Annotated in this window: 16 protein-coding genes; 6 read left to right on the forward strand and 10 right to left on the reverse strand. The window is 40.8% G+C overall.

The genetic code is table 11. The features are described from left to right. Positions 1–599: 599 nt before the first annotated feature. Positions 600–872 (forward strand): hypothetical protein, encoded by a 273-nt coding sequence (locus TW85_RS06860; protein WP_046016376.1) that lies wholly within the window; start codon positions 600–602, stop codon positions 870–872. 65 nt (positions 873–937) lie between these two features. Here the strand turns inward: TW85_RS06860 and TW85_RS06865 are convergent, their stop codons facing one another. From TW85_RS06865 to TW85_RS06885, 5 genes are read right to left on the reverse strand one after another with little or no spacing between them, the layout of a single operon-like run. Then, positions 938–2,455: a multicopper oxidase family protein gene (locus TW85_RS06865; RefSeq protein WP_046016377.1), complete on the reverse strand. Its 1,518-nt coding sequence runs from the start codon at positions 2,453–2,455 to the stop codon at positions 938–940. After that, the gene (locus TW85_RS06870) at positions 2,452–4,275 is read right to left on the reverse strand and encodes a GMC family oxidoreductase (protein WP_046016378.1); all 1,824 of its coding nucleotides are present in this window, start codon (positions 4,273–4,275) and stop codon (positions 2,452–2,454) included. The genes TW85_RS06865 and TW85_RS06870 overlap by 4 nt, the downstream gene beginning before the upstream one ends. Before the next feature lie 29 nt (positions 4,276–4,304). Further along, positions 4,305–4,913: a sugar dehydrogenase complex small subunit gene (locus tag TW85_RS06875; RefSeq protein WP_046016379.1), complete on the reverse strand. Its 609-nt coding sequence runs from the start codon at positions 4,911–4,913 to the stop codon at positions 4,305–4,307. A gap of 57 nt (positions 4,914–4,970) precedes the next feature. Further along, complete coding sequence (locus TW85_RS25370; protein WP_052701967.1) at positions 4,971–6,686, reverse strand: diguanylate cyclase; 1,716 nt, start codon at positions 6,684–6,686, stop codon at positions 4,971–4,973. A 25-nt stretch (positions 6,687–6,711) separates the two neighbouring features. Beyond that, positions 6,712–7,746, reverse strand: a complete 1,035-nt coding sequence (locus TW85_RS06885) for an amino acid ABC transporter substrate-binding protein (RefSeq protein WP_052701969.1) — start codon at positions 7,744–7,746, stop codon at positions 6,712–6,714. 432 nt (positions 7,747–8,178) lie between these two features. Between TW85_RS06885 and TW85_RS06890 the strand changes: the two genes are divergently transcribed. Then, positions 8,179–10,473: a YgiQ family radical SAM protein gene (locus tag TW85_RS06890; protein ID WP_046016427.1), complete on the forward strand. Its 2,295-nt coding sequence runs from the start codon at positions 8,179–8,181 to the stop codon at positions 10,471–10,473. A gap of 67 nt (positions 10,474–10,540) precedes the next feature. Here TW85_RS06890 and TW85_RS06895 read toward each other — a convergent pair whose 3' ends face one another. Further along, positions 10,541–11,287 carry a GntR family transcriptional regulator gene (locus tag TW85_RS06895; protein ID WP_046016380.1) on the reverse strand — a complete coding sequence of 249 codons (747 nt, stop codon included), beginning with the start codon at positions 11,285–11,287 and terminating at the stop codon, positions 10,541–10,543. A 360-nt stretch (positions 11,288–11,647) separates the two neighbouring features. Between TW85_RS06895 and lldD the strand changes: the two genes are divergently transcribed. From lldD to TW85_RS25375, 3 genes are all read left to right on the forward strand, one after another. Then, positions 11,648–12,787 (forward strand): FMN-dependent L-lactate dehydrogenase LldD, encoded by a 1,140-nt coding sequence (gene lldD / locus TW85_RS06900; RefSeq protein ID WP_046016428.1) that lies wholly within the window; start codon positions 11,648–11,650, stop codon positions 12,785–12,787. A 297-nt stretch (positions 12,788–13,084) separates the two neighbouring features. Continuing rightward, positions 13,085–14,287 carry an enoyl-ACP reductase FabV gene (gene fabV, locus TW85_RS06905; RefSeq protein WP_046016381.1) on the forward strand — a complete coding sequence of 401 codons (1,203 nt, stop codon included), beginning with the start codon at positions 13,085–13,087 and terminating at the stop codon, positions 14,285–14,287. 259 nt (positions 14,288–14,546) lie between these two features. Next, a complete protein-coding gene (locus tag TW85_RS25375; protein WP_157196904.1) occupies positions 14,547–15,200 on the forward strand; it encodes a hypothetical protein in 654 nt (217 codons plus the stop codon). 97 nt (positions 15,201–15,297) lie between these two features. Here the strand turns inward: TW85_RS25375 and TW85_RS06915 are convergent, their stop codons facing one another. The 4 genes from TW85_RS06915 to TW85_RS06930 all read right to left on the reverse strand — a co-directional run bounded on the left by TW85_RS06915 (position 15,298) and on the right by TW85_RS06930 (position 21,322). Continuing rightward, the gene (locus TW85_RS06915) at positions 15,298–18,240 is read right to left on the reverse strand and encodes an insulinase family protein (protein ID WP_052701973.1); all 2,943 of its coding nucleotides are present in this window, start codon (positions 18,238–18,240) and stop codon (positions 15,298–15,300) included. A 140-nt stretch (positions 18,241–18,380) separates the two neighbouring features. Next, positions 18,381–19,145, reverse strand: coding sequence for a YciK family oxidoreductase (locus TW85_RS06920; RefSeq protein ID WP_046016382.1), 765 nt, complete (start codon positions 19,143–19,145; stop codon positions 18,381–18,383). A gap of 33 nt (positions 19,146–19,178) precedes the next feature. Then, positions 19,179–19,901: a bifunctional 2-polyprenyl-6-hydroxyphenol methylase/3-demethylubiquinol 3-O-methyltransferase UbiG gene (gene ubiG, locus TW85_RS06925; RefSeq protein ID WP_046016383.1), complete on the reverse strand. Its 723-nt coding sequence runs from the start codon at positions 19,899–19,901 to the stop codon at positions 19,179–19,181. Positions 19,902–19,990: 89 nt separating this feature from the next. Continuing rightward, positions 19,991–21,322, reverse strand: a complete 1,332-nt coding sequence (locus TW85_RS06930; RefSeq protein WP_046016384.1) for a TRZ/ATZ family hydrolase — start codon at positions 21,320–21,322, stop codon at positions 19,991–19,993. A gap of 267 nt (positions 21,323–21,589) precedes the next feature. Here TW85_RS06930 and gyrA point away from each other — a divergent pair, with 267 nt between their 5' ends. Next, entirely contained in the window at positions 21,590–24,277 is a 2,688-nt protein-coding gene (gene gyrA / locus TW85_RS06935) for a DNA gyrase subunit A (RefSeq protein WP_046016385.1), read from the forward strand. Positions 24,278–24,368: the final 91 nt, after the last annotated feature.

The following is a 24,368-nucleotide window of genomic DNA, read 5'->3' on the forward strand; positions in this document are numbered from 1 at the left end:
CAAATATCGCGGCGGCCTACAATAGTACCTGCAACATGTTTAGCATAAGAATATTTGCGAAAACAGAAACGCGCTTCAAGCTTCATATAGATTAGATTTATCTACTTTAGTTCTAATCTATGGAATAAAAAGGTGCTTTATTAAAAAATAAAACTGTATGAATGTACAGTTTTATAGATTTCATATTCTGCTTTTATCCACTATCTGTTTAGACCTTTACGTAATAGCTGGATAAAAAGTTCAATGAAATAAATTTTTGAGTCTGTAGAAAGCTGAACTTTAGCTTCCCTAGCTAGGTGAAGCTCGTTTTGTAAGAGATGTAATATTTTTAGAATTAAGGGTAACAAGTGTTTTATCGAATATTAACTCATGAATAAAATCAATTATTAAATTTTGTTAATATTTATAAAAAACAAAGGGTTAGTATTTATTGTTGAAAATATGAACCCTTAACGTTCGTTATATGAGACTTTTTGGGAAATGAGATTATTACACTGGCTGAGTGATAAATCGTGTTTTATATTGGTTGTGAGTCAGTAATAACCTTTGCTTGTTGTTGGCTTAAATTACCAATGTGTTTAGATTTAAAGGAATAAATTATGTCGTACATGATGGTAGGGACGTATGGCCCATTTAGCTCTTCGTTAGATGATAGGGCCATGACGTGCTTTAAAGAAGCAACAGCGCACTTCGACAATGTTCAATATACGCCCGTTGCTGTGGCCACTCAGGTGGTATCAGGTACAAACTATGCTTTTTTTTGTGATGCGAAAGAGAGCGATAGTCAAACACTTTATTCTGCCATGATTACCATTTTTAAGCCCCTAGATGGTGTAGCAGGCATTATGGATATTGAAAAACTATCAGATTAGTTTGATGAAAGTTCATTTTGTAAAATAAGTGGAAAGGGCGACTTAATTGTCGCCCTTTGATCCTGTTAGGATATGGGGGAGATAACTTCAACTGCTTGCATCATTCCTAAATCCTCATGGGTCAGGTTGTGGCAGTGAAATACAAAAGTGCCAGTATAATCTTCAAACCGCGTTCTAAAACGAATGCGTGAGAAAGGTGCTAAGTTAACAGTGTCAAGCCAAGTTCCTGGCTCAACATCTCCACCACTTATCATTTGAAACGGATTGACGTGAATATGGAATGGGTGTGATTCAGCAGTATGATTATAAACTTCCCATTCTTCCACGGCGCCTAAGGGGATTTGCCAAGGATTGAGACAAGAAAAAGGTTCGCCGTTAATTGTGTACTTATTCCCATCTGCTGCACCTGAAAGCCCAAACTCTAAACGTCGGCCAAAAGTAATTTCATCCTTGTTAATGTTATTTAATAAGTTAGGTCTAGGTAGGTTTCCTTGAAAAAGAGGCATGTCTAATTGTTGTGGCTCTATGACAAGGCTAGCTAATCGTTTTGCTTCCTTTTCCGCTTCTGTATCACTGCCTGTAACTGGTTCTGAATAGATGGCATAAGTACCTGTTGCTTTTGCTTTAATTAATATATCTGCTCGATTACCTGGCACCATAACAATTTGATTTTGAATGCGACTTTCTTCTAAAGGGTTACCATCAAAGCAAAGAGCTGTAACCTCATGTGCTTGTACGTTAAATTGCATATTGGCCATATGGCTGGCATTTACCATACGCCACCTTTGTACTTCTCCCTGCTTCATTGTGATAACAGGTTTATATTGGCCATTGATTAAGATGGCACCTTGCTCACTTAATAAATCATAATTTTCGCATAAACCTTCGCTATCAAACCTAGGTGTTTGGAAGCACAAAACCTGTTCCTTACATGCTTTAATTTCGGGTACATCATCAATTGGGCCTTCAATGATCAAGGCGCCAGCCATACCAGAAGCCACTTGTAGAGCTACTGAGCCATGAAAGTGAGCATGATAAAAGTAAGTGCCGGGAGGGTGGTCTTTAGGAATGTTATAAATATATTGCTCGGACTCTTGGAACCTGACTAAGGTAAAAATATTATCTGCTGGGCTTTTGGGTGACACATGCACACCATGTACATGCATATTCGTCACATTAAAGCCCCTTGGTGTGTTGTCTTCTTCCGTTGGGATGCTAGTGCAAATTTCTTGCAAAGGATCATAGGGAAGTTTGTTGTGTAAACTTAACCTGATTGTGTCTCCCGCCTTGACTCTTAGCGTACGACCGACGGGTTGGTTATCAAAGCAACGTAAATATGTTTGCTGATCCATTAACTCAAAATTGCCATATTTTGCATTGATACTCACTCTGAGTAAGCCATCCACTGCAGCTTCTTGAGGTGGGTTTTGCAAAGGACGTGAGTGAGTGCTTTTCGCCCAAGCACTGGGAGCGCCAGAGATAAAGTATCCCGCACTAGCGCCCGCGAGCCCAGTGAGGCTGGTTAAACTTATTCCTTTAATGAATGAACGTCTTGGTATTTTATTGTTTTTAAAGATGCTCATGCTGACTCCTTGGCACTTGCATTAAAAAAGTGGCTGACAATATGTTCTGCACTGCGAAGGCCTAATGCGGCTGCCGTTAAAGAAGGCGACGCACTGCCGACGCTTAAATAGTTAGCCGTGCCGACGACATAGAGGTTGTTATGATCAAAGCTTTGACTGTACTTATTTACAACTGCTTTATTGGCATCATCACCCATACATGCCGTGCCTGCGATTACGGCATCACCAGAGGTGAGGCTTAATTGATACTTTTGCTTGAATTCACCTGCGACAAATTTATGCCAGTTTTCATCAGTTTTTGCAGGCATGGGCTCATCTGTGATGGTTTTAATATCAAGTTTATGAAAAACATCTAGGTGCCAATCCCACGCTTTTTTGCAGCCTCTTAGGGTGTAATCATCAAGCTGAAAATTTACCTCAGGTCTAGGGAGGCCTAATGGATCAAGTTGGTCTGATAGCGTTACTCGATTGGTGCTAATAGGTAGTATTTCAACAGTACTATGAAGGTTGATCTGACGAGCCGTTCTATTATCAACATAGTGTTTTAAGGCTTCTCCCACTAGGCCTTTTTCTATGCCTTTTTCAGCTTCTTGGATAGGGCCTATACCTCCTTTAAATGCTGCGTTAACGATAAAGGGGGCAATAGAGGCAGATTCAGATCTAAATTCGCCATCTCGCCATTGGCCAAAGGCACCTGTTGCACTGACAGGTCCACGATAGGGGTAAACCTTCATATCATCTGAGGCATAGCCTAAGGTGTTGATGTTGGCAAAGCCCATCAAGTTTCGACCAACTTGATCTGATGAATTACTTAAACCCGATGCTGGCACATTGAACTTGCCTGCCGAAAGCAGCATTAGTCTGGCTGTTTCTACGGCATGGGCCGCCAGAATAAAGGTTTTTGCTCTAGCAATGCCAATTGGGCCTGTTTTAGGGTCAGCATCAAAATTACGATAATAAATCTCCTTAACTTGTTTACCGTCTTCTTCAAGGGCGACTTGGAAAACAACTCGGTTGGCTAGCACTCTTGTGCCTAGTTGTTGTGCTTTTTGAACATGAACGCTTGCATCATATTTAGCGCCAATGGGGCAGATAGGTAAACAACTTGCGTTACCACAGCATTGTGGTCTGTTATCCCTTGGAACTGAGTTACGACAGTGGGGCAACGGTTGGCTATCTGGGCCTAGATTATGTTCTTTTACAGCTTTGCCAATGACTCTATCTAGATAGGAGCGAGGAACTTCGGGCATAGGGTATTGAATGTCTGGTGATGGGGCGATGCAATCTGGTCCACCTGCGACTCCCCATGCATCTTCAATTTGATGATAATAAGGCTCGATATCTTGATAGCTAATTGGCCAATCTTTCCCCACTCCGTATTGGGTTTTCATTCTAAAGTCATTGGGAAAAAGGCGCTCTGCATGGCCTGTCCAGTGCCAAGAGGTTCCTCCTACTAAGCGCATAAAAAAGCCTTCAAAAGCAATCTGCTTTTTAGGTTCTTGTGGGGCGTTTGGAGAAGAGGGTAATTTAGGTTGTACGTAATAGCTTAAAGGGTCGTTATCATCTGGGACAGGTGCCCAAGGCATCATCTTATAAGGTGAGTTAGCTTCTTTCGTTAGGTCATTCTTATAGCGGTTAATAGCATCGACTTTATTGACCTTGGCACCTGCGTCTAGTATCACGACATTCAAGCCGGCTTGAGATAGTTTCCAAGCCATTATGCTGCCGACAACACCTGCACCGACTATAACAACATCTGCCTCAATGCTTTCTTGAGGGTGAGTTAGACTATAGCTTTGTTGCTCTTGTGCTTCTTTCATATTGGTATTTGTTCCATCAAATGTGTTAGTTAAGCTAGTGTTGGAGCATGTTTCCAGTAACCGAAAGGGCCGCCGCAAGTGGCAGAAGGCTTGGTAAAGCCACAGGCTAACCAAGTTAAGGCTTCGTCATAGTTTATTTGGCCAATCACCTTTTTCATCTGAAGCTCAGTCTCTTGTTTCAGATTGAAACTAGCTCCCTCTTCTTGTCGTAAATTAGGGCACAGCTTTTGTACCATAGGATTAAGTCTGTCTTGTTCATTGAGGCTGACCTGACTTAAATACCAAGCTTTAAGAATGGCTTGAACAGGGTAAGGATGGTGTTTTGCTAAGTGGGAGGATAATGCTTGGTTTTGATGCTGGCTTTCTTCAAAGCTTAAAATCAGATTGTCATACTGTAGGGTGAACTGATAATTCAAACCAAGAAGAAAGAGAATATCTTGGCCAAGTTGCAAGTAGCTGGAATCTAGTTTGATACCTGTCAAAATGCTGCTTATGGATAAAAATAAAGAGGTATCTTTATGGTTAGTAGCATTGACGGGGGAGCTCAATAAACTAAGGGGAAGGCTGGTCGCACTCGCTGCGAGTGCCATCCCTTTTAGCGCTGAGCGTCGAGAAAGAGGCGAACTTATCTTGGGCATGTACACTTCCTTTTACATTACACAAAATGAAATTAAAACAGGGAGTCCCTGTACTTTTTATACTGAGCTATTAAGCCTAAAAGTCTCCTGTTGAGCTAACTTTACCTGACTGCGCCCATTGTTCTTCGCTTGGTAAAGCGCACTGTCAGCATCTTTAATCAGGTGCTGTATATTAGACTCAGGCTCTGGGACGCAGGCCGCAACGCCCATACTTAAAGTGACTATTTGATGAGGGTTTTGCAAATGGGGCAAACCCGCTTCAATGATGATATTTAATAGGTGGTCTGCGATTGCTAAACAGCTGGTTTGATCTTTCATTGGGAGTAGAATAATAAACTCTTCTCCACCATAGCGGGCTATAATGTCAGTGTTTTGATCAAGTTCTTGCTCAAGTAATTTAGCAATTTTTAGTAGGCATTGATCTCCTGCGAGGTGGCCATAATAATCATTGTAAGATTTGAATAAATCCACATCTAACATGATGATGCCAATCCAGTTGTTATAGTGCAGAGCGTGTTGCCACTTATCATTAGCCTCAGTAAAGAAGCGTCTTCTATTTGCAACCTGGGTTAATTCATCTGTTTCACTTAATGTCTGTAATTGATCATTAAACTGCATTAATTTTTGATTAGCTGCTTCTGTTGCTAAATGTGCTTTTTTAAGCTTTTCTTCGGCATCAATCCTTGCTTTAACAAATACGGCAAATGCTTGAGCAATAAGGGCGATTTCATCATTGCCTTTTAGAGGTATTTCTACTTCTTGCCCCTTAACATGACATTGCATGGTGTTACTCAGGTTATTAAGTCTACGTATGATATAAAAACGTATGAAGAAATAAGTAATACCTGTTAACAGTAGAAAAACAGCACTAAAAATAAATAAACGGGTGATGGCTTGATTGACGACATTTTGATGGTTCGCACTGGCAGTCTGTGCCGCTTCTTTTAATGTCAAAAAGTAGTTATAGCTACTACCACTTAACCTTTGGGCGTGTAATCTAGCGGTTCTTGCAGCCGCAAGTGTTGCCCTGTGGCTTTTTTGCAGTGGCGTTTGTAGTGCAATCGTTTCTTTTAATAAAGGCTCTAATTGGTTTAAGAAATTTTGCTCTTTTGTTTGAGTTAACTTAAGGCTGGTTAATGAATCAAAAGAAGCTTGGCTTAATTGGCTAATTTTATTTAATTGCCCAAGGCTTTCTGTATTTAGGGCAAGGGAGGTGTAATTTAAAACGGCAAGTGCATGGAGGTAAAACTCAGGGTGGCTTGTTTTAATATCTTCTTCGATAAGCCATTGAGATAATAAGGTGAGCTTCTGTGTATTCTCTTGTTTATCAAAGATGAGCTTTTGTTCTTGCAAAAGGCTTAACTCTAAATGCTTCAAACTTTTAAAGAAGGGAACTTGTAGTTTATCTATTTTATCTAACTGAGCGGCATCCATTTCAGCATTAGAGTTTAGCTTTTGTCTTACGTTCTGATAAATAGCCACTAAGCTTTGATTTAAAACTTCCTCATTAGAAATGCTTCTATCACTACTAATGAGTTGTTCGATTGCTTGTGCCGCAATCACCTCAGCATCCCTTGCTAATTCAGCCGCATTCATCGCACTTTCAAAATGGTCACCGGATAGGGCTTTAAATTTCTCAGCCTGTTCTGCCAAGGTGTTAATGCTCATATAACTGGCGACAAGATAGAAACCAAGTACAACAAATAATACAAGGTTCAGGCGAAAGCTAATATGCTTAAATTTGTTTGACTTCAATGTCTGGTCAATCTTCATGGTTCACTCGTTGGTGAGGGTGAGATTATTTAAAAATGGGTGCATAGAGTATGCCACCTTGAGTCCAAGGCTGATTGATACCTCTCTCTATGCCTACTCTTGAATTGATACCAAAATGGCGATTGTATATCTCACCGTAATTTCCGACTGCTTTTATGGCTCTATAGGCCCATTGGCTATCTAGGCCGAGTTGTTCACCTATATCACCTTTTTTACCAAGTAGATTTTGTATTTCTGCATTCTTGGCCAAAGCGAGTGCTTGATCTATGTTGTTGGCATTAATGTTTTTTTCTTCTGCGAGTATTAGGGCATGAACAACAGCGCGTATGATTCGACTCCATTGATCATCATTATTTCGTACCATGGGGCCAATAGGTTCTCGGGAGATGGTATCTGGCAGTAGGCGATAGTTTTCCGGCTTATCGGTACGGTTTGCACGATTTGTGGCAAGGTTCATACGATCAGCTGTATAAGCGTCACAGGGTCCACCTCTGAAAAAGCTATCGCCATTTGAGAAAAGGACTTTAGTATTTAGTTGCCTGCTTTCGATAAGGTCGACTAGGTTTTGGTGAGTGCTAGTATTTTGAGTGACACACACGGTTTTATTATCTAAATCATCAAGGGATTGAATATTCGTCGCTGAACGAACAATAAAACCTTGGCCGTCAAATAAATAAACAGCGGGAAAATCTAACTGATAATCACTTTCTCTTGAATGAGTCCAAGTCGAGCTATACATGACCACATCTGTTTTTAATTCGAGAAGCGTTGTAAAGCGACTCGTAGCTCCCACTTCAATGTAATTAACAAATTCTTGGTTTTTTAAGACGGCAGCTGCGGTAGCACGGCAAAAATCAACATAAAAACCTTGCCATTGACCTTCAAGATTAATCGCGCTTCTTGCTGGGTCGTCGGGGAAAACACCACAGTTAAGGTCGCCACGATTTTTGACTTTATCTAAGGTCGATTGTGGGGAATCCACAGCGGATGCATGCAAAGAGGAGGCAGTAAACAAAATAAGTAGAGCGAGGTAATAATCCATTTTTCCCAGTATTAACATCATGACTCTTATATAATTATTTCATAAAGTAAGTGGATACTAACGCATATTTAAGAGTTTTTAAATGCGAATTTAAGTTTTGTGGCTTGAATTTGTACCTTAAAAAATCGCATATTTTGAATTACTAAGCTTGAAACTGAACATATTTACAATTAGCTGAAGTTTTAGCGAAAGATTTTAATCTTTAGAATGAAAAATATTGCGTTTAATCGCAGGTTCCTTAATTTGGCAACCATTGAGTTCCGAAAAATGTTTAAAAATTAAAGCGATATTTCAGTAACTCATTTGAGCTTTGCAAAATATAAATCTAATTTATCTTTGTATTCACAAGACTATATTCACAGTGCAATTTCTGGGACAATAGCGCCCTTAGAAATGTTTCAAATAGCAGCTAGTTTTCTTTGGAAAACAGCAAATCAGGCACAGTTAATCATGATCAAAAAACACAAGAGCGCAGCTAATCTATTTTCATACCCGCAATACTGGGCTGAATGTTATGGAATAGCCCCATTCTTACCTACAAGCCGCGAAGAAATGGATCAACTTGGTTGGGACTCTTGTGATGTTATCTTGGTAACGGGTGATGTTTATGTTGACCATCCAAGTTTTGGTATGGCGGTTATGGGTCGTTTGCTTGAAAGGCAGGGCTATCGTGTTGGTATCATTGATCAACCCAATTGGCGCAGTGCTGAAGATTTTCGCCGTTTAGGTGAGCCTAATCTTTATTTTGGTGTGACCGCAGGCAACATGGACTCTATGATTAACCGTTATACGGCCGATTTGAAAGTTCGAAACGATGATGCTTATACCCCTTATGGTGCTGGTGGTAAACGCCCTGATAGAGCGGTAATTGTTTATTCTCAACGTTGTAAAGAAGCTTTCTCAAATGTACCTGTCATGATTGGTGGTATAGAAGCGAGTTTACGCCGTATTGCTCAATATGATTATTGGAGTAATGAAGTGAGGCGCTCTGTTTTAATAGATTCAACAGCCGACATCTTACTCTACGGCAATGCAGAAAGAGCTATAGTTGAAGTGACTCATGCTATTGCTGCCGGTAAAAAAATGTCAGAGATCAGTGACATTCGCGGTACAACTGTGGTGCTTAATACTCCTCCTGGTGGTTGGACTGAACTTGATTCAACCCGTGTCGATTGGCCCGGTAAAATCGATAAGATTTATAGCCCATATGAATACATTCCCGAAGGTAAGTGTCAGACTGACGAGGAAGAGTCTGATGTTATGCCGATCCGTGTTATTCCTGCACCACTTGGTCGTAAACAGAAATTAGACCCAGCTAAAACTTATGTGCGATTACCTTCCTTCGAAAAGGTCTCGAAAGACCCTGTGTTATATGCACATACATCGCGAGTTTTGCATTTAGAATCTAACCCGCATAACGCACGAACCTTGGTGCAAAAGCACGGTAAAAAAGAGATATGGGTTAACCCACCACCAATTCCTCTGTTGACTGATGAAATGGATGGCGTATTTGATTTACCTTATGCCCGTGTGCCTCATCCAAAATATGGCAAAGCTAAGATTCCAGCCTACGACATGATTAAAACCTCAATTAATATCATGCGTGGCTGTTTTGGAGGTTGTACCTTCTGTTCAATTACTGAGCATGAGGGGCGAGTTATTCAAAGTCGTTCACATGAATCTATTTTGAACGAAATTGAAGACATTAAGCAAAAGGTGCCTGGTTTTACTGGGCATATTTCAGATCTTGGTGGACCGACTTCTAACATGTATATGCTTAATTGTAAGAGTGATGAAATCCAAGCCTCTTGCCGTAAGCTATCTTGTGTTTACCCGACAATTTGTGAAAACCTAATTACAGATCATAGCCCAACTACCCAGCTATACCGTAAAACACGTGCTGTTGAAGGCGTGCATACTGTCTCTATTGCCTCTGGCTTACGTTATGACTTAGCAGTAGAAGATCCTGAATATGTTCGTGAACTGGTTACTCATCATGTAGGTGGCTTGTTAAAGATTGCACCAGAGCACTCTGAGACGGATACCTTGGCGAAGATGATGAAGCCGGGCATGGGAACCTACGACAGATTCAAGCGTATGTTTGATAAGTATTCAAAAGAGGCAGGTAAAAAACAGCATCTCATTCCTTACTTTATAGCGGCTCATCCTGGCAGCGATGACAAGGACATGTTGAGTTTAGCCCTTTGGCTCAAACAAAATGATTTCAAGCCAGATCAGGTGCAAACCTTCTATCCTTCGCCTATGTCATTGGCAACGGCCATGTACCATTCTGGTAAGAACCCGTTAAAAGCGGTGACTTATAAGAGTGAAGATGTGGTGACAATTAAAGAAGCTGAGCAGCGAGTAGTGCAAAAAGGCTTCTTGCGTTATCACGATCCTGATAACTGGTCAGCGTTACGTAAAACATTGCGAGCAATGGGTCGTGGTGACTTGATTGGTGATGGCGTTAATAAATTGGTGCCAGGTGAAGAAAGGGATAAACAAGTTTCCCGTCGACCTAAAAAGGCAAAACCGGGTCAAGCAACGGGCGCATCCCATTCCAGTAATAGACCGACCATGGCAAAGAATGCAGCGAAAGCAAAAGCTAATCAAAAAGCGGATAAAGCCAATGGTAGAGGAGAGTCTCGTCCTGCTAAACCTGCAAGTGCTGGTAAAAGACCAAATGCGTCAAGGCCTTCTCAGCAAAAAACGGGGAATCGCAAGCCTAAACGTCCAGGCCGTTAATTGATATTGAGTCGAATAAAAAAGCAGCCTAGGCTGCTTTTTTATGAATAGGATTAAGTTTGAGGGCTTATAGTAATAAATTTGCTTGCTTTAGGGCTCTTTGCCTGCGGGATTCAAGTCGGCTTACTTCAAGTAATATGTCCTCAACATACGACAGATGTTCATGGATAGCGAGTTTAGCCACATTACCGTCGCCTGTCATAATGGCATTATAAATACTTGTATGCTGTTGCATGACCATTTCTCTTGCTTCGCTGTGTTGAAATAAATAATTCAGATTGGCAGCGATACTTTGTGACAACATTTGAAATAGCGCTCGCATAGTATGTAGCATTACAGCGTTATGAGCGCATTCAGCAATGGTTAAATGAAATGCAGCGTCTTTTTTAGCTTCTAATTCAGGTAGGCGCATATTGTGTGCTTGCACTAAATCTTCATAGGCTACAGTCAATTTCTGTTTATCTTCATCTGTACTTCTTATCGCAGCATAGTAAGTGGAGATGCCTTCTAATGCGTCCCTAAATTCTAGTAAATCATATCTAAATTCATCGTGTTCTGATAAGGCTTGTAATAAAGGGTCTCTCAGATCGCTGCCTAGTGTTTCACTGATGTAATTACCGCCCCCTTGGCGACTAACAACCATGCCTTTTGCTTTTAAGTTTTGAATTGCCTCTCTTAAAGAAGGGCGGGAAACTTTAAAGCGCTCAGCTAACTCTCTTTCTGGAGGTAGTCTGTCTCCAGGTTTAAGTACACCTTCAATCATCATGCTTTCAAGCTCTTTGGTGATTTGATCAGAGATTTTTAAGCCTGCCATTTGTATTTCCTAAACTGCGTTTGATGATATCGATAAATTGGTAATACCATTTAATGGTTCTGTTTAATCGATTTTAGCTTTCAGGCTCTTAAATATCTAGTGCTTGATAAAATTTCTACAATATGGAATAAAGAGATTAACTAATTGGTAATATTGGTAATACCAATTAAATGTTTTAATTCAAAAATCTCAATATATTTGGTTGTTTGAATTATTTGCCATGGATGAGTGTGCTTATGTAGTGCTGGCTATTTTCAAATGTTTGGAAGAAAACCGTCATCTATTAAATTGTGGTGATGTATTACTGCTGAGTGTTTGATGTTTTTATCATTTTTCATATTAAAGCGAGAGGTTGGTCCTGTGATTATTGCGTCTTCAACAGATTACCGTAAAGCAGCAAAAGCGAAATTACCCCCATTCTTATTTCACTATATAGATGGTGGTTCCTATGGCGAGCATACGCTTAGAAGGAATACACAAGATCTCGCTGATATCGCGTTAAAGCAACGTGTTTTAAATGATATGTCTGAATTGGATTTAAGTTCTGAGCTGTTTGGCGAAAAGTTGGATTTGCCGATTACTTTGGCACCAGTTGGTTTAACTGGTATGTATGCAAGGCGAGGAGAAGTGCAAGCCGCAAAAGCAGCGGACAAAAAAGGCATTCCTTTTACTATGTCGACGGTATCTGTCTGCCCAATCGAAGAGGTCGCACCAAGTATTGAACGACCTATGTGGTTTCAACTTTATGTCCTAAAAGACCGCGGCTTTATGAAGAATGCATTAGAGCGAGCTAAGGCGGCTGGTGTCACTACCTTGGTGTTCACTGTCGATATGCCTGTGCCGGGGGCCCGTTATCGGGATATGCATTCAGGAATGAGTGGTGCTAATGCTCCCATTCGACGTGTGCTTCAAGCTATGTGCCATCCTGAATGGGCGTTGGATGTGGGGTTGTTGGGTAAGCCTCATGACCTTGGAAACATTTCAACCTATCGAGGTGAAGCGACCAAGTTGGCTGATTATATTGGTTGGTTAGGTGATAACTTTGATCCTTCTATTTCATGGAAAGATTTACAGTGGATTCGAGATTTTTGGGATGGGCCAATGGTTATTAAGGGGATTCTGGATGCTGATGATGCTAAAGATGCAGTGAAATTTGGAGCGGATGGCATCATAGTATCTAACCATGGTGGTCGACAGTTAGATGGTGTGTTATCCACGGCTAGGGCATTACCAAGTATCGCAGATGCGGTAAAAGGTGACGTTAAGATTTTGGTGGATTCAGGGATTCGTAATGGCTTGGATGTTGTCAGAATGCTGGCATTAGGTGCAGATGCGACTATGTTAGGGCGCTCGTACATTTATGCTTTAGCAGCAAAAGGGCAGTCGGGAGTTGAGAATCTTATTGATCTTTACGAAAAAGAAATGCGTGTTGCTATGACATTATGTGGTGCTAACAAGTTAAGTGACCTTAGCAGAGACTCATTGGTGAACTTAAAATAAATCTTTCTTTTTGTCTTAGGCTTATTGGATTGAGGCATTGTAAAAGTGATGATATAACCCTTAGTAATTGTTTTTCTTAAATTTATGAGTAGTGTGTTTGCTTGTAAGGAAAATATTCAAACCATTGCCGGATAATCAGATGGTGAGAGTAGGACTAAAGCGCAGGGTAAGGTATTATGGGCAGGATTTAAAATTGTTAAGCAAGTGCCTAGCAATTGATAACACTGGATTATTATCACTTTCGGCCTAGATCATCTTTATTGTAATTGGCTGGAAATACGACATTGAGAAAATTTTATGATCATTAAACCAAAGATTCGCGGATTTATTTGTACGACAACACATCCAACAGGTTGTGAGTTGAATGTTAAAGAGCAAATTGAATTTACTAAAAACAAGGGCGAAATCAAAAACGGTCCGAAAAAAGTTTTAGTAATTGGTTCTTCTAGTGGTTACGGTTTGGCGTCACGTATTACAGCTGCGTTCGGTTCTGGCGCTGCAACTTTAGGTGTTTTCTTTGAGAAGCCTGCAACTGAGAAAAAGACAGGGACAGCAGGTTGGTACAACGCAGCTGCCTTTGATAAGTTTGCAAAAGAAGAAGGCTTATACGCTAAAAGTATTAATGGCGATGCTTTCTCAAACGAAGCGCGTGAAAAAGTTATTGAAACAATCAAAGCTGATTTAGGTCAGGTAGATATGGTTGTTTACTCTCTTGCCTCTCCAGTGCGTAAGCTGCCTGAAACAGGTGAAGTGATTCGCTCTGTACTTAAGCCAATTGGTGAAACTTATCGAGCGACTGCAATTGATACGAATAAAAACACCATTATTGATGCTGAGGTAGAGCCTGCAACAGAAGAAGAAATTGCCGCTACTACGACTGTTATGGGTGGGCAAGATTGGGAGTTATGGATGTCAGCGCTTGAAGAAGCTGGTGTTCTGGCTGATGGCGCACGTACCGTTGCATACTCTTATATTGGTTCAGAGATCACTTGGCCTATCTACTGGCATGGTGCGTTAGGTAAGGCTAAGGAAGATTTGGATCGCGCTGCAAATGAAATTAATACGCGTCTTGCTGTTAATGGTGGTGGTGCGAATGTTGCTGTACTTAAATCTGTTGTGACTCAAGCATCTGCCGCAATTCCAGTGATGCCTTTGTACCTAGCAATGGTATTTAATGTTATGCGTAAAGAAGGCATCCATGAAGGTTGTATTGAACAAATTCAGCGTATGTTCTCTGAGCGTTTATACAATGATCTTGATCCTGCTGCCAATGTTGATGATGCTAATCGTCTACGTTTGGATGACCTTGAGCTACGTGAAGACGTACAGTCTGCTTGTCGTGAATTATGGCCAAGTATTACAACTGAAAACTTGTTTGAAAAAACAGACTATCAGCTGTACAAAGATGAATTTTTGAAACTATTTGGCTTTGGTGTTGAAGGTGTTGATTATGACGCTGATGTTGCACCAGAAGTTGAGTATGACGTTATTGACTTGTAGTTTTTGAGATAAGTCGTCTAACTAAGTAGTTTAGGTTTATAGTCTAGATTAATAATTTAGATCAAAGTTGAACTATAAAAAAGCCGAGCCAAGTGCTCGGTTTTTTTATGCCTGCAATAACCTTATAAAATTTAAAATAACCTTGTTCTTGAGTAATATTTAAAAGAGTCGATAAATTAAGGTTAGAGTTTATCTATTGGTGAGGTACACTCAATAGAGTCATTTAGTTCTTTGATCAATTATTTTGGGTGAGGGTTTTGTGTTTAAGCCAGTTCTGTTATTCGCATTAGTGTCATCTAGCGCATTTTCTCAAACGATTGAGAGGCGCATTGTTGATATCGTTTATGGTGACAAGGTGATAAGAACAACGCATCAGGTTGTTCTAGATACTGAGCTTGAGGTTGATGTCATTCCTGCGGAAGAAACCAAACCAGAAGTTGCTACAAATGTGGTTATTACGGCTAATGATGATCGTTTGTCTTATTTAGAAACAAATAGGGCAGCGATACGAGAACAGGAAATCTATTCGGAAGTAAATCGACGAACGCGAGATGCACCTTATACCGTATTGTTTACTGGCTATATTCCGCCAGAAATTCAGAAAAAAAGAATGGCTATGATGCCTGAGGTTGGTTTGTTTGGTGACCAGAAAGATAAGCTGCTAAATAATCAAGGTGATATTACGCAGGAAATTGGCCTACCAACAACTAAGGATAACAGTCTTAATGTTGGACAGTTCTCCAGTATGTCTGATAAAGAACAAAGTGCTAGAGGGCAAACAGGTTCTAATCAGAGTGAGGTGGACTCAGGTTTGAACAACTTTATTAATGGCACAAGTGGCAGCGCTAGTGAGCAAACACCTGATGCTGAGCCTAGTAATGATGAAATGCTTGAGAAACTTATTGGAGGCTAGTTTAGCTTTAGTCAGATTCTTATAATTATTAAGATTAAAAAAATGCCAACATCAAATGTTGGCATTTTTGTTTTGAGTTAAAAGTAGTTGTGCTTACTTATTTAAGCTCTATGCTATTCGCGGAAACTTCTAACCAATCTTCTTTAAGGTTTTCATTGAGAAGAGGCTTATTGTGAACCAAGATGCTAGGTGCTTCGCCAGATAGAATTTGTTGCGAAACGAATTCGCTAAATTCTTCTTGAGTAATGTCGGACATGACCTGAATAAACTTTTCACGACGATGGAAGTCTTGCTCTGGTTTGGCTATCTCGCTCCAAAAACGCCCTGTGTCTTCACCAAGCTCTTTTTGTTTACGTTTTAGCTGAACCAAAATGTTATTGCGGATTTGCTCAAATTCTGGCGCGCTTAGTTCGCAGATTCTCTGCAAGTCTTGGCTAATAAAGTTCTCAATTTCTTCAACAATTTCAGGGCTTTCATGATCTGGTGATTGCACTGTAAAGCCGATAGCAGGCACATCTGCCTTGGTTAAATTATGAGTGCTAACAATATAGCCTAGTTGTTTTTCCGTTCTGAGTTGGCCAAAGAAACGGCTACCAATAGCTTGTTTCAATAAAGCAAAGTTAGCCTTCTCTGTGAGGTTGTTTTCTTTCTCACCAGATAAAACATAAAGAATGGCGTTGTCTTGGCTTGTTGTCTCTACCTTGAACGCATTGCGGCTTCGGTTGTTAAGTAGTTGACGCTTAATTTGCTTGGCTGTTGATGGTTGAAGTTTTTCTTCATATTGCTCTGTAAGGGTCTTAGCAAGTGCTAGTGTTTGCTCTTCTTTGATGTTGCCATTGCTGAACCCTACAATATTGTATTGGGAGAGGGCGAGGTTTTTGAAGTTCACAAGATCATCAAAATGGATGTCATCTAATGCCGCTAACATGTCTGAAATAGTGTGGCTGTCTTCAATTAATAGCTCGGATAAGCGCCAGAGTGCAACAGAGTATGCATTTGCGTGCTTACTGTTAAGTAGGTCTTTTCTTAGTTGTTGTTTGGCAATTTCAAACCTATCTGCTTGAGGTTCAAGCTCATTGATTTGTTTCATAAGCCATAATAAATATTGGTTTTGTTTGTCGTTATAGCCCGCTGTAATTAGGGTTAAGCCATTGATGTGTGAATAAATATTGTAATTCAAGTTAGCATTGTATGGCAGGTAGGTAGCTTCACTTAAAGCGTCATTAAGTAGACGAGCCCAAAGTTTATTTAAGACGTACTGCTTGTTGTTGTCTGAGGCGCCTGGGTAACGTACTGCTAGATAGTTGCTGCTTTTGGGTTTGTCGAAGCGGTTGTCTGATCTATGCCAAAAGCTAACCCCTTGTGATTGGTAAATGCGTTTTGGTACTTCGTCATAAGTATCGATTAAAGCCAATGAGTCTGGAATATAAGTGTTTGCCTCTGGTGCTTTGATTTCATCTAGATTAGCTGCGTGATCAAGTTTGCTAATAAACTCATCAGATAGGCTCAAATTGGTGTATTGGCTATGGTACCAAGGTTCTTCTTGCCAGTTGGTTTTGCCACTTGCCCAATGTGAGGGTACATCACCTTTGGTAGCTAACTGGATAAGCATGTTGTTTGGATTAAGGTGTTGAGTTAAAGCTTTTACTTCTTCTGGGTTTGCTGATTCAGAAATCTGGAAGGCGTTTAAAACATCCTCAGCTGGTGTATCAAGTAGCTGGCTAGCGAGCGTTCTTGATAACTGAATTGGGCTTATGTAACTGTGATAGTTAAAACCAAGTTGTGATAGGGCCTTCTCTTCTTCTATATAGGCCAGGTTAATTTCATTGTTTTTAATTTTATTGATGTTTGAGAAGGTGGCGAATATCACATCATCAATTGCTTTGACTCCATCGTCAGTCAGCTTGATACGAATGCTAAAGCTTTGTTCCTTGATATAGTCTGTTCCTAACCCAGCGCTAAGGCTTCTTATCCAGCCGTTACCTTTGAGATAGCTATGTAATGAGCCTTGGCTTTCTTGGCCTAAAAGGTAGCTTAGATAGCGTGTTGGTTGATCTTTATAGCGACCATTTTGTGATGGCAGGAGAAAGTTGAGCGTTAAAGTGTGACCATCCTTTATTGGCTTAATGAACTGTAAGTTTGCTGTGTTAGGTAAAAGTAAGTTAGGGGGGGCTTGCTTTGTAATACTTTCTGTTTGTGAGGTTTGTTGCTCTGCAATTGGGCCGAAATAGTGTTTTGCTAGAGCCTCAAGCTCATCTAAGGGAAGGTTGGCGACCAAGGATAGAGTCATGTTTTGAGCGAAATAATGAGTTTGGTAGCAATTGATTAGCTGCTCTCTTAATGAGGCTTCAGGTAAGTCTTTTAATGTGTCTAGATTACCCACACTGAAGTGATTGCTTGGGTGGTGTGGGTTAAACAAGGTTTTAAAAGCTTGGTTGTTTCGTCTTGCGTCATCGTTTAGCTTTGCAGTGTACTCTGAGTGAACGGCTTTTCTTTCTCTTTGTGTATATTCTTCGCTAAAAAGCGGTGCAATGAAAAATTGTGAAAAACGATCTAATGCCCCTTCATAACCTTCGTCTTGAATATCAAAAAAGTAATTGGTGTGATTTGCTGCTGTATAGGCATTATTTGAACCACCAAACTTATTTATGTAAGTCTTATACTCAGCTGCATCTGGGTATTTCTCTGTTCCTAAAAAGAGCATATGCTCCAAAAAGTGTGTGAGACCTTCTTGTCCTTCTGGGTTGTCATTTGCACCCACACCAACCGCAAGTGCGGCAGAAGACTTCTCGGCTTTGGCATCAGAGGCGAGAATAACCTTTAAGCCATTGCTAAGCTCAAGGTAGCGATATTGGTTGTTATCACTTTGGCTTTGTTTAATTTGAATCATACTTGTGTTGTTGGCTTCTAAATTGGTTGTGTGATGTGAAGAGGCTATTGCCATACCAGAAGAAAGGGTAAGCAATGCTATAAGAGTCTGAAAAGATTTAACTGAACTGACTTGTAAATGTTTGGTGAAGCAGCTTGTAAATAAGGACATAAAATGCAAATTCAAAAAATGATTTCACATACTAACAGCAGGTTATTTTTAAGTGCAAAGTATTTTTAGTCCCATTTTTAAAGGGTTAGAACAAAAAAAGAGAGACAGCGCTCTCTTTTTTTGTGTGAAAAAATTAGCATTTAATTGCTAGATTTTTCCTTTTTTTCTTGCGCGTCAATGGATTGACCGTTTACATCTTTGCTGTCGTCACCCATCAAATATAGGTAAAGAGGCATGATATCTTCAGGAGATGCGATTGTGTTTGGATCTTCTGCAGGGTACGCGCGACTGCGCATAGTTGTACTTGTTGCGCCCGGATTAATTGCATTAACTCGGATTTCAGTTGTGTTTTCGAGTTCTTCTGCCAGTAACTGCATCATAGACTCAGTAGCAAATTTGGAGATTGAATAAGCGCCCCAATAAGCTCTCGCCTTGCGTCCAACGCTTGATGTTGTAAATACAATAGAGCCGGCTTTAGATTTTTCCATTAAGGGCATAACTGCCTGAGTCAGCATAAATTGGCTTGTTACGTTAACACGTAAAACTTGCTCGAATGTACTTGCTTCATAATTTGCTAAGCCTGTTCTATCGCCTAAAATGCTGGCGTTATGAAGTAGTCCATCTAGATGGCCAAACTCAGTTTCTATGATGTTTGCTAAATCGGTATAATCATGTTCACTTGAGCCATCTAAATTAAGAGGGACGATAGCTGCTTGGGGATAACCAAGGTTTTCTATCTCATCATAAACAGCTTCAAGTTTTTTTGTTGTACGGCCCAGTAAAATGACTGTGGCGCCGTGCTTGGCGTAGTTAATGGCAGCAACTCTGCCGATACCGTCGCCAGCTCCTGTGACAAGGATAACCTTGTCTTTTAGTAAATCGTTTGGCGCTTGATAATCTAACATATAAATTCCTTTGAATATCTGTGTTAAAGCGGGTTAGTTATCTGCTTTGATGGTATGCATTAGATAGTTAACCGAGACATCTTTTTCAGTTAGTCGATAGTGTTTGGTGATTGGGTTGTAAGTCATGCCTGTTAGGTCTTGAACTTCAAGTCCTGCAAGACGTGCATAATTACTAAGCTCGGCCGGTTGGATGAATTTGGCATAGTCATGCGTGCCTTTTGGTAGCATATTAAGAATGTACTCAGCGCCAACGACTGCAAATAAGTAGGCTTTAGGATTGCGGTTAATAGTCGAAAAGAATACCTGGCCGCCTGGTTTTACTAATTTATAACAAGCTCGGATAATAGATGCAGGATCTGGAACATGCTCAAGCATTTCTAAGCATGTGACAACGTCATACTGCCCAGCTTCGCGTTCAGCTATCTCTTCAGCCGTAATGCGTTCGTAATCAATGTCTAGCTTACTTTCTAATTTATGGAGTCTAGCAACACCTAGCGGTGCTTCACCCATGTCAATGCCTTTTACATTGGCACCTCTTTGGGCCATAGACTCGGATAAAATGCCGCCGCCACAGCCTATGTCGATAACCTTTTTGCCCGCAAGCGGTGCTCGTTCATCAATATAGTTGGTGCGTAATGGGTTGATGTCATGAAGAGGTTTGAATTCACTCTCTTTATCCCACCAACGGCTTGCTAAAGCTTCAAATTTTGCAATTTCAGCTGTATCTACATTGTTTTGATTTGCGTCGCTGTTCATTAAAAAATTCCAATCGAGAAAGGGTTAAATCAATTTTGTTTGCAGGGCTTAGGCTCATTTTATCACTTGGCTGCCGCTGTCTACTATTGTTAGGGTGCTAATTTTTCTTGCCAATGCAGAACATCCTGCTTGAGCTTATCGCAATCTAGCGTTGTTAATTTTTTATCTTTTAATAGGGCGTTGCCTGCAACCCAAACATGGCTGACCTGGTCTCGGTTTGCCGTGTAAATAAGTTGTGAAATGGGGTTGTAGACGGGTAAGTTTGCCAGTTCATTTAATGCTGTTGCACAAAGGTCAGCTTGTTTGCCAATCTCTATGCTGCCGACTATGTCATCAATGCCCATGCATTTTGCACCTTCAAGGGTTGCCATGCGTAATGTGCTTGCAGCATTTAATTCTGTTGCATCATTAGCAACGGCTTTAGCTAGCATGGAGGCGCAACGCATCTCGCCCATCATGTCTAAATCATTATTGCTTGCTGCGCCGTCCGTACCTAACGCTAATGTGATATCTCTTGCTCTTAATGAACTGACAGGGCAGAAGCCGCTAGCAAGTTTTAGGTTAGATTCAGGGCAGTGGACAACTTTAACGTCTCTTTCAGCTATCAGGTCCATTTCATGTTCTGTTAACTGAGTCATATGCACGGCTTGTAGTTTACTTGTTAGCATGCCAACTCGATCTATTCTGGCAATAGGACGACAGTAGTATTGCTCAAGAGAGTTGCTTATCTCTTCTGCTGTCTCATGTATGTGCATTTGTATCATACAGTCTAGGTCATTCGCTTTAGTTACTACCTTACTTAATTCAGCATCATTAAGTGCATAAGGTGAGTGAGGGCCTAATATACTGTTTACTAACGGACTAGATTTGAATTTATGAAAGCTATCTTCTGCTTGTGCTAAATATTCATCAACGTGATTTGCCCAGCTTGTTTTTATATTCAATATGGTCGGGCAAAGCTGTGCTCTAATCCCTATTTTTTGAGCGCTGCTGCCAACATCGTGACTGAAAAAGTAATTGTCACTGAAGCAAGTCGTACCACCTCGAATCATTTCTGCTATTGCTAACTCGCTCCCAACACGAGTGAATTCCGCGCTTAACCAACGACTTTCATTTGGCCAAATGTGATCTTCTAACCAAGTCATCAGAGGGAGGTCATCCGCATAGCCGCGAAACAAGGTCATTGCTGCATGTCCGTGGGCATTTATATAGCCAGGAGTGACTATATGCTCATCTAGATGGTAGGTGCTTTCTGCTTGGTATTTTTGTCTGGCTTGTGTTTGGGGGAGTAAGTCCACAATTATCCCTTGATCCACCACAATTGTGTGGTCGATAAGTGGTTCATCTATATTAACCCTAGCAATCCACTTGGCGTGAATTAGGGTGTCTACAGATTGCTTTTGTTGTGGGCTGGTTAGCATGCATGCTCCTTAAACTTAATGCTTACATTATAGCTGCTTCACTGGCTTTTATTCCATTTTAAACTTGGCTTTTGTCTTGTCTTGCCTAGATTTTTTCTTTTTTTGATGATTTTTGTCCCTAGATTATTTCAATCTTGCGAAGGGGGTGAAAGCAAATGAAAGATGAGAGTGGGAGTTCTGGATTTGCTTGTGCTACAATGCCGCGCTTATAAAAGAACATATCCAGAGAGTCGATGTGACTCTAAGGCATAAGGAACGATTGTACCTATGGGTGAATTAGCCAAAGAAATTACTCCCGTCAGTATTGAGAACGAACTGAAAAGCTCTTATTTAGATTACGCCATGAGTGTTATTGTTGGCCGAGCTTTGCCTGATGTTCGTGACGGTTTAAAACCTGTCCATCGTCGCGTTTTATTTGCGATGCATGAAGAGAAAAATGATTGGAATAAAGCATATAAAAAATCGGCTCGTATCGTTGGTAACGTAATTGGTAAGTACCACCCACATGGTGATACTGCCGTTTACGATGCAATTGTCCGATTGGCTCAGCCTTTCTCCATGCGTTACACCTTGGTTGATGGTCAAGGTAACTTCGGTTCAGTAGATGGTGATAACCCAGCTGCGATGCGTTATACCGAAATTCGTATGGAAAAAATTGCTCACAACTTCCTAATGGATCTTGAGAAAGAGACGGTTGACTTTGTACCTAACTATGATGGTACAGAGCATATGCCTGATGTTATGCCGACTCGAATTCCAGGCCTTTTGGTTAACGGGTCTTCTGGTATTGCGGTTGGTATGGCGACTAATATTCCACCACATAACTTGAGTGAAGTGATTGATGGTAGTTTGGCGCTTATAGATAATGAAGCGATTACCATTGATGAGCTTATGGAGTTTATCCCAGGCCCTGACTTTCCAACGTCTGCTTTTATTAACGGTAGAGCCGGCATTGTCGACGCTTATAAAACAGGTCGTGGCAAAATCTATATGCGTGCTCGTCACCATATTGAACAACTTGAGAAAGGAAACCGCGAAGCTATTGTTTTCACCGAAATTCCTTACCAGTTAAATAAAGCACGTGTTATTGAAAAAATTGCAGAACTTGTTAAAGACAAAAAGCTTGAAGGCATTAGTGAGCTAAGAGATGAGTCCGATAAAGAAGGTATGCGTATTGTTATCGAGCTTCGTCGTGGCGAAAATGCAGATGTAGTCGTTAATAATCTATTTATTCAAACTCAGTTGCAGGGTGTTTTTGGTATTAACATGGTGGCCTTGGTTGATGGTCGTCCAGAGTTGTTGAACCTGAAACAAGTGCTTGAGTGTTTTGTTAAGCACAGACGAGAAGTTGTTACTCGTCGTACTATTTTTGAACTTCGTAAAGCACGTGAGCGTGGCCATGTGCTAGAAGGTCTAGCTGTTGCTTTGGCGAACATTGAAGAAATCATCGAGTTAATACGTCAATCGCCAACTTCAGCTGAGGCAAAAGAGAAATTAGTCTCTAAAGCTTGGGCACCAGGTGATGTATCGGCAATGTTAGAACGTGCTGGTACTGATGCTTGTCGTCCAGATGATTTACCAGAAGAGTTTGGCTTTAAAAATGGTTCTTACTATCTATCTCCAGTTCAAGCGCAGGCGATTCTAGATTTACGTTTACACCGCCTGACTGGTCTTGAGCATGAGAAGCTGCAAAACGAATATAAAGCCCTTATTGAACTAATTGCTGAGTTGTTACATATCTTGTCATCTCCAGCTCGTTTGATGGAAGTAATCCGAGACGAATTAGTTGAAATCAAAGAGCAGTTTGGTGATGAACGTCGCACTGAGATTTTGACATCTCGTCAAGACTTGACGGTTGCTGACTTGATTGATGAAGCGCCAATGGTAGTAACCATCTCTAACACAGGTTATGCCAAATCACAGCCACTAGAAGAGTACCAAGCTCAAAGGCGTGGTGGTCGTGGTAAGTCATCATCTAGCATGAAAGATGAAGATCATATTAGCCATCTATTAGTAACAAGTAGTCACGATACCATCATGCTATTTAGTAACTTTGGTAAAGTATACTGGTTGCGTGTATTCGAAATTCCTGTTGCTAGCCGTAATGCGAAAGGTCGTCCGATTATTAACCTTCTGCCATTGAGTGAAGGTGAGTCGATTTCTGCATTATTGCCTTTGGTTACCCCAGAGAAAACAGATGCTGATGACTCTGAAGTAGATGAGAATGAAGACGCTGAAAGCTTTATCTTCATGGCGACTGCAAATGGAACCGTGAAAAAGACGGCTATGCAGCATTTCTCTCGTCCTCGTTCAACGGGTCTGATTGCCTTGAGCTTAGATGAGACCGATGAACTTGTTGGTGTTGCTATCACAAGCGGTAAAGATGATGTCGTACTTGTCTCTAGTACAGGTAAGACAATACGCTTTAAAGAGTCTGATGTTAGAGCTATGGGTCGAACAGCGGCTGGTGTTCGCGGTATCAAGCTTGCAGCAGAAGATGCAAAAGTTGTGTCTTTGATCGTGCCAGAAGAAGGTATGAGTGTGCTGACTGCTTGTGTACACGGTTATGGTAAGCGAACACTGATTGATGATTTCCCAGTTTATGGTCGTGGTGGTCAAGGTGTCATTGGTATTCAGGTATCTGATCGTAATGGCCCAGTCGTTGGGGCTGTCCAGGTAGCAGATGATGATGAGATTATCTTGATTACTGATCAGGGAACCTTAGTACGTACTCGTGTCAGTGAAGTTTCTTGCCAAGGACGTAATACACAGGGTGTTACCTTGATTCGCTTGACTAATGATGAGCATCTAGTTGGTGTTGTTCGAGTTGTCGAGGATGATGAAGAGCTAGAAGATGAAGTTGATGGTGAGGTAATTGAGGGTGAGGTGGCAGAAGTAAATGCTGAAACCGCACCTGATGACACTGCTTCAGATTCGGGTGAATCTGAACAATGATAGTGTGTCTCATTAGTTAGTGTATCTAAGCAAGGGCGCCTTATTATGATAATGCGCCCTTGTGTTTTTTGGTGGTTTTAGTTTTTAAGAA

Source organism: Marinomonas sp. S3726, assembly GCF_000967665.1.
In the GTDB taxonomy this organism is placed as follows: domain Bacteria; phylum Pseudomonadota; class Gammaproteobacteria; order Pseudomonadales; family Marinomonadaceae; genus Marinomonas.

Excerpts from the sequence above, each read along its gene's own strand:
- TW85_RS06860 (WP_046016376.1), top strand. The coding sequence starts at position 600 with ATGTCGTACATGATGGTAGGGACGTATGGCCCATTTAGCTCTTCGTTA.
- TW85_RS06865 (WP_046016377.1), bottom strand. The coding sequence starts at position 2,455 with ATGAGCATCTTTAAAAACAATAAAATACCAAGACGTTCATTCATTAAA.
- TW85_RS06870 (WP_046016378.1), bottom strand. The coding sequence starts at position 4,275 with ATGAAAGAAGCACAAGAGCAACAAAGCTATAGTCTAACTCACCCTCAA.
- TW85_RS06875 (WP_046016379.1), bottom strand. The coding sequence starts at position 4,913 with ATGCCCAAGATAAGTTCGCCTCTTTCTCGACGCTCAGCGCTAAAAGGG.
- TW85_RS25370 (WP_052701967.1), bottom strand. The coding sequence starts at position 6,686 with ATGAAGATTGACCAGACATTGAAGTCAAACAAATTTAAGCATATTAGC.
- TW85_RS06885 (WP_052701969.1), bottom strand. The coding sequence starts at position 7,746 with ATGTTAATACTGGGAAAAATGGATTATTACCTCGCTCTACTTATTTTG.
- TW85_RS06890 (WP_046016427.1), top strand. The coding sequence starts at position 8,179 with ATGATCAAAAAACACAAGAGCGCAGCTAATCTATTTTCATACCCGCAA.
- TW85_RS06895 (WP_046016380.1), bottom strand. The coding sequence starts at position 11,287 with ATGGCAGGCTTAAAAATCTCTGATCAAATCACCAAAGAGCTTGAAAGC.
- fabV (WP_046016381.1), top strand. The coding sequence starts at position 13,085 with ATGATCATTAAACCAAAGATTCGCGGATTTATTTGTACGACAACACAT.
- TW85_RS06915 (WP_052701973.1), bottom strand. The coding sequence starts at position 18,240 with ATGTCCTTATTTACAAGCTGCTTCACCAAACATTTACAAGTCAGTTCA.
- TW85_RS06920 (WP_046016382.1), bottom strand. The coding sequence starts at position 19,145 with ATGTTAGATTATCAAGCGCCAAACGATTTACTAAAAGACAAGGTTATC.
- ubiG (WP_046016383.1), bottom strand. The coding sequence starts at position 19,901 with ATGAACAGCGACGCAAATCAAAACAATGTAGATACAGCTGAAATTGCA.
- TW85_RS06930 (WP_046016384.1), bottom strand. The coding sequence starts at position 21,322 with ATGCTAACCAGCCCACAACAAAAGCAATCTGTAGACACCCTAATTCAC.
- gyrA (WP_046016385.1), top strand. The coding sequence starts at position 21,590 with ATGGGTGAATTAGCCAAAGAAATTACTCCCGTCAGTATTGAGAACGAA.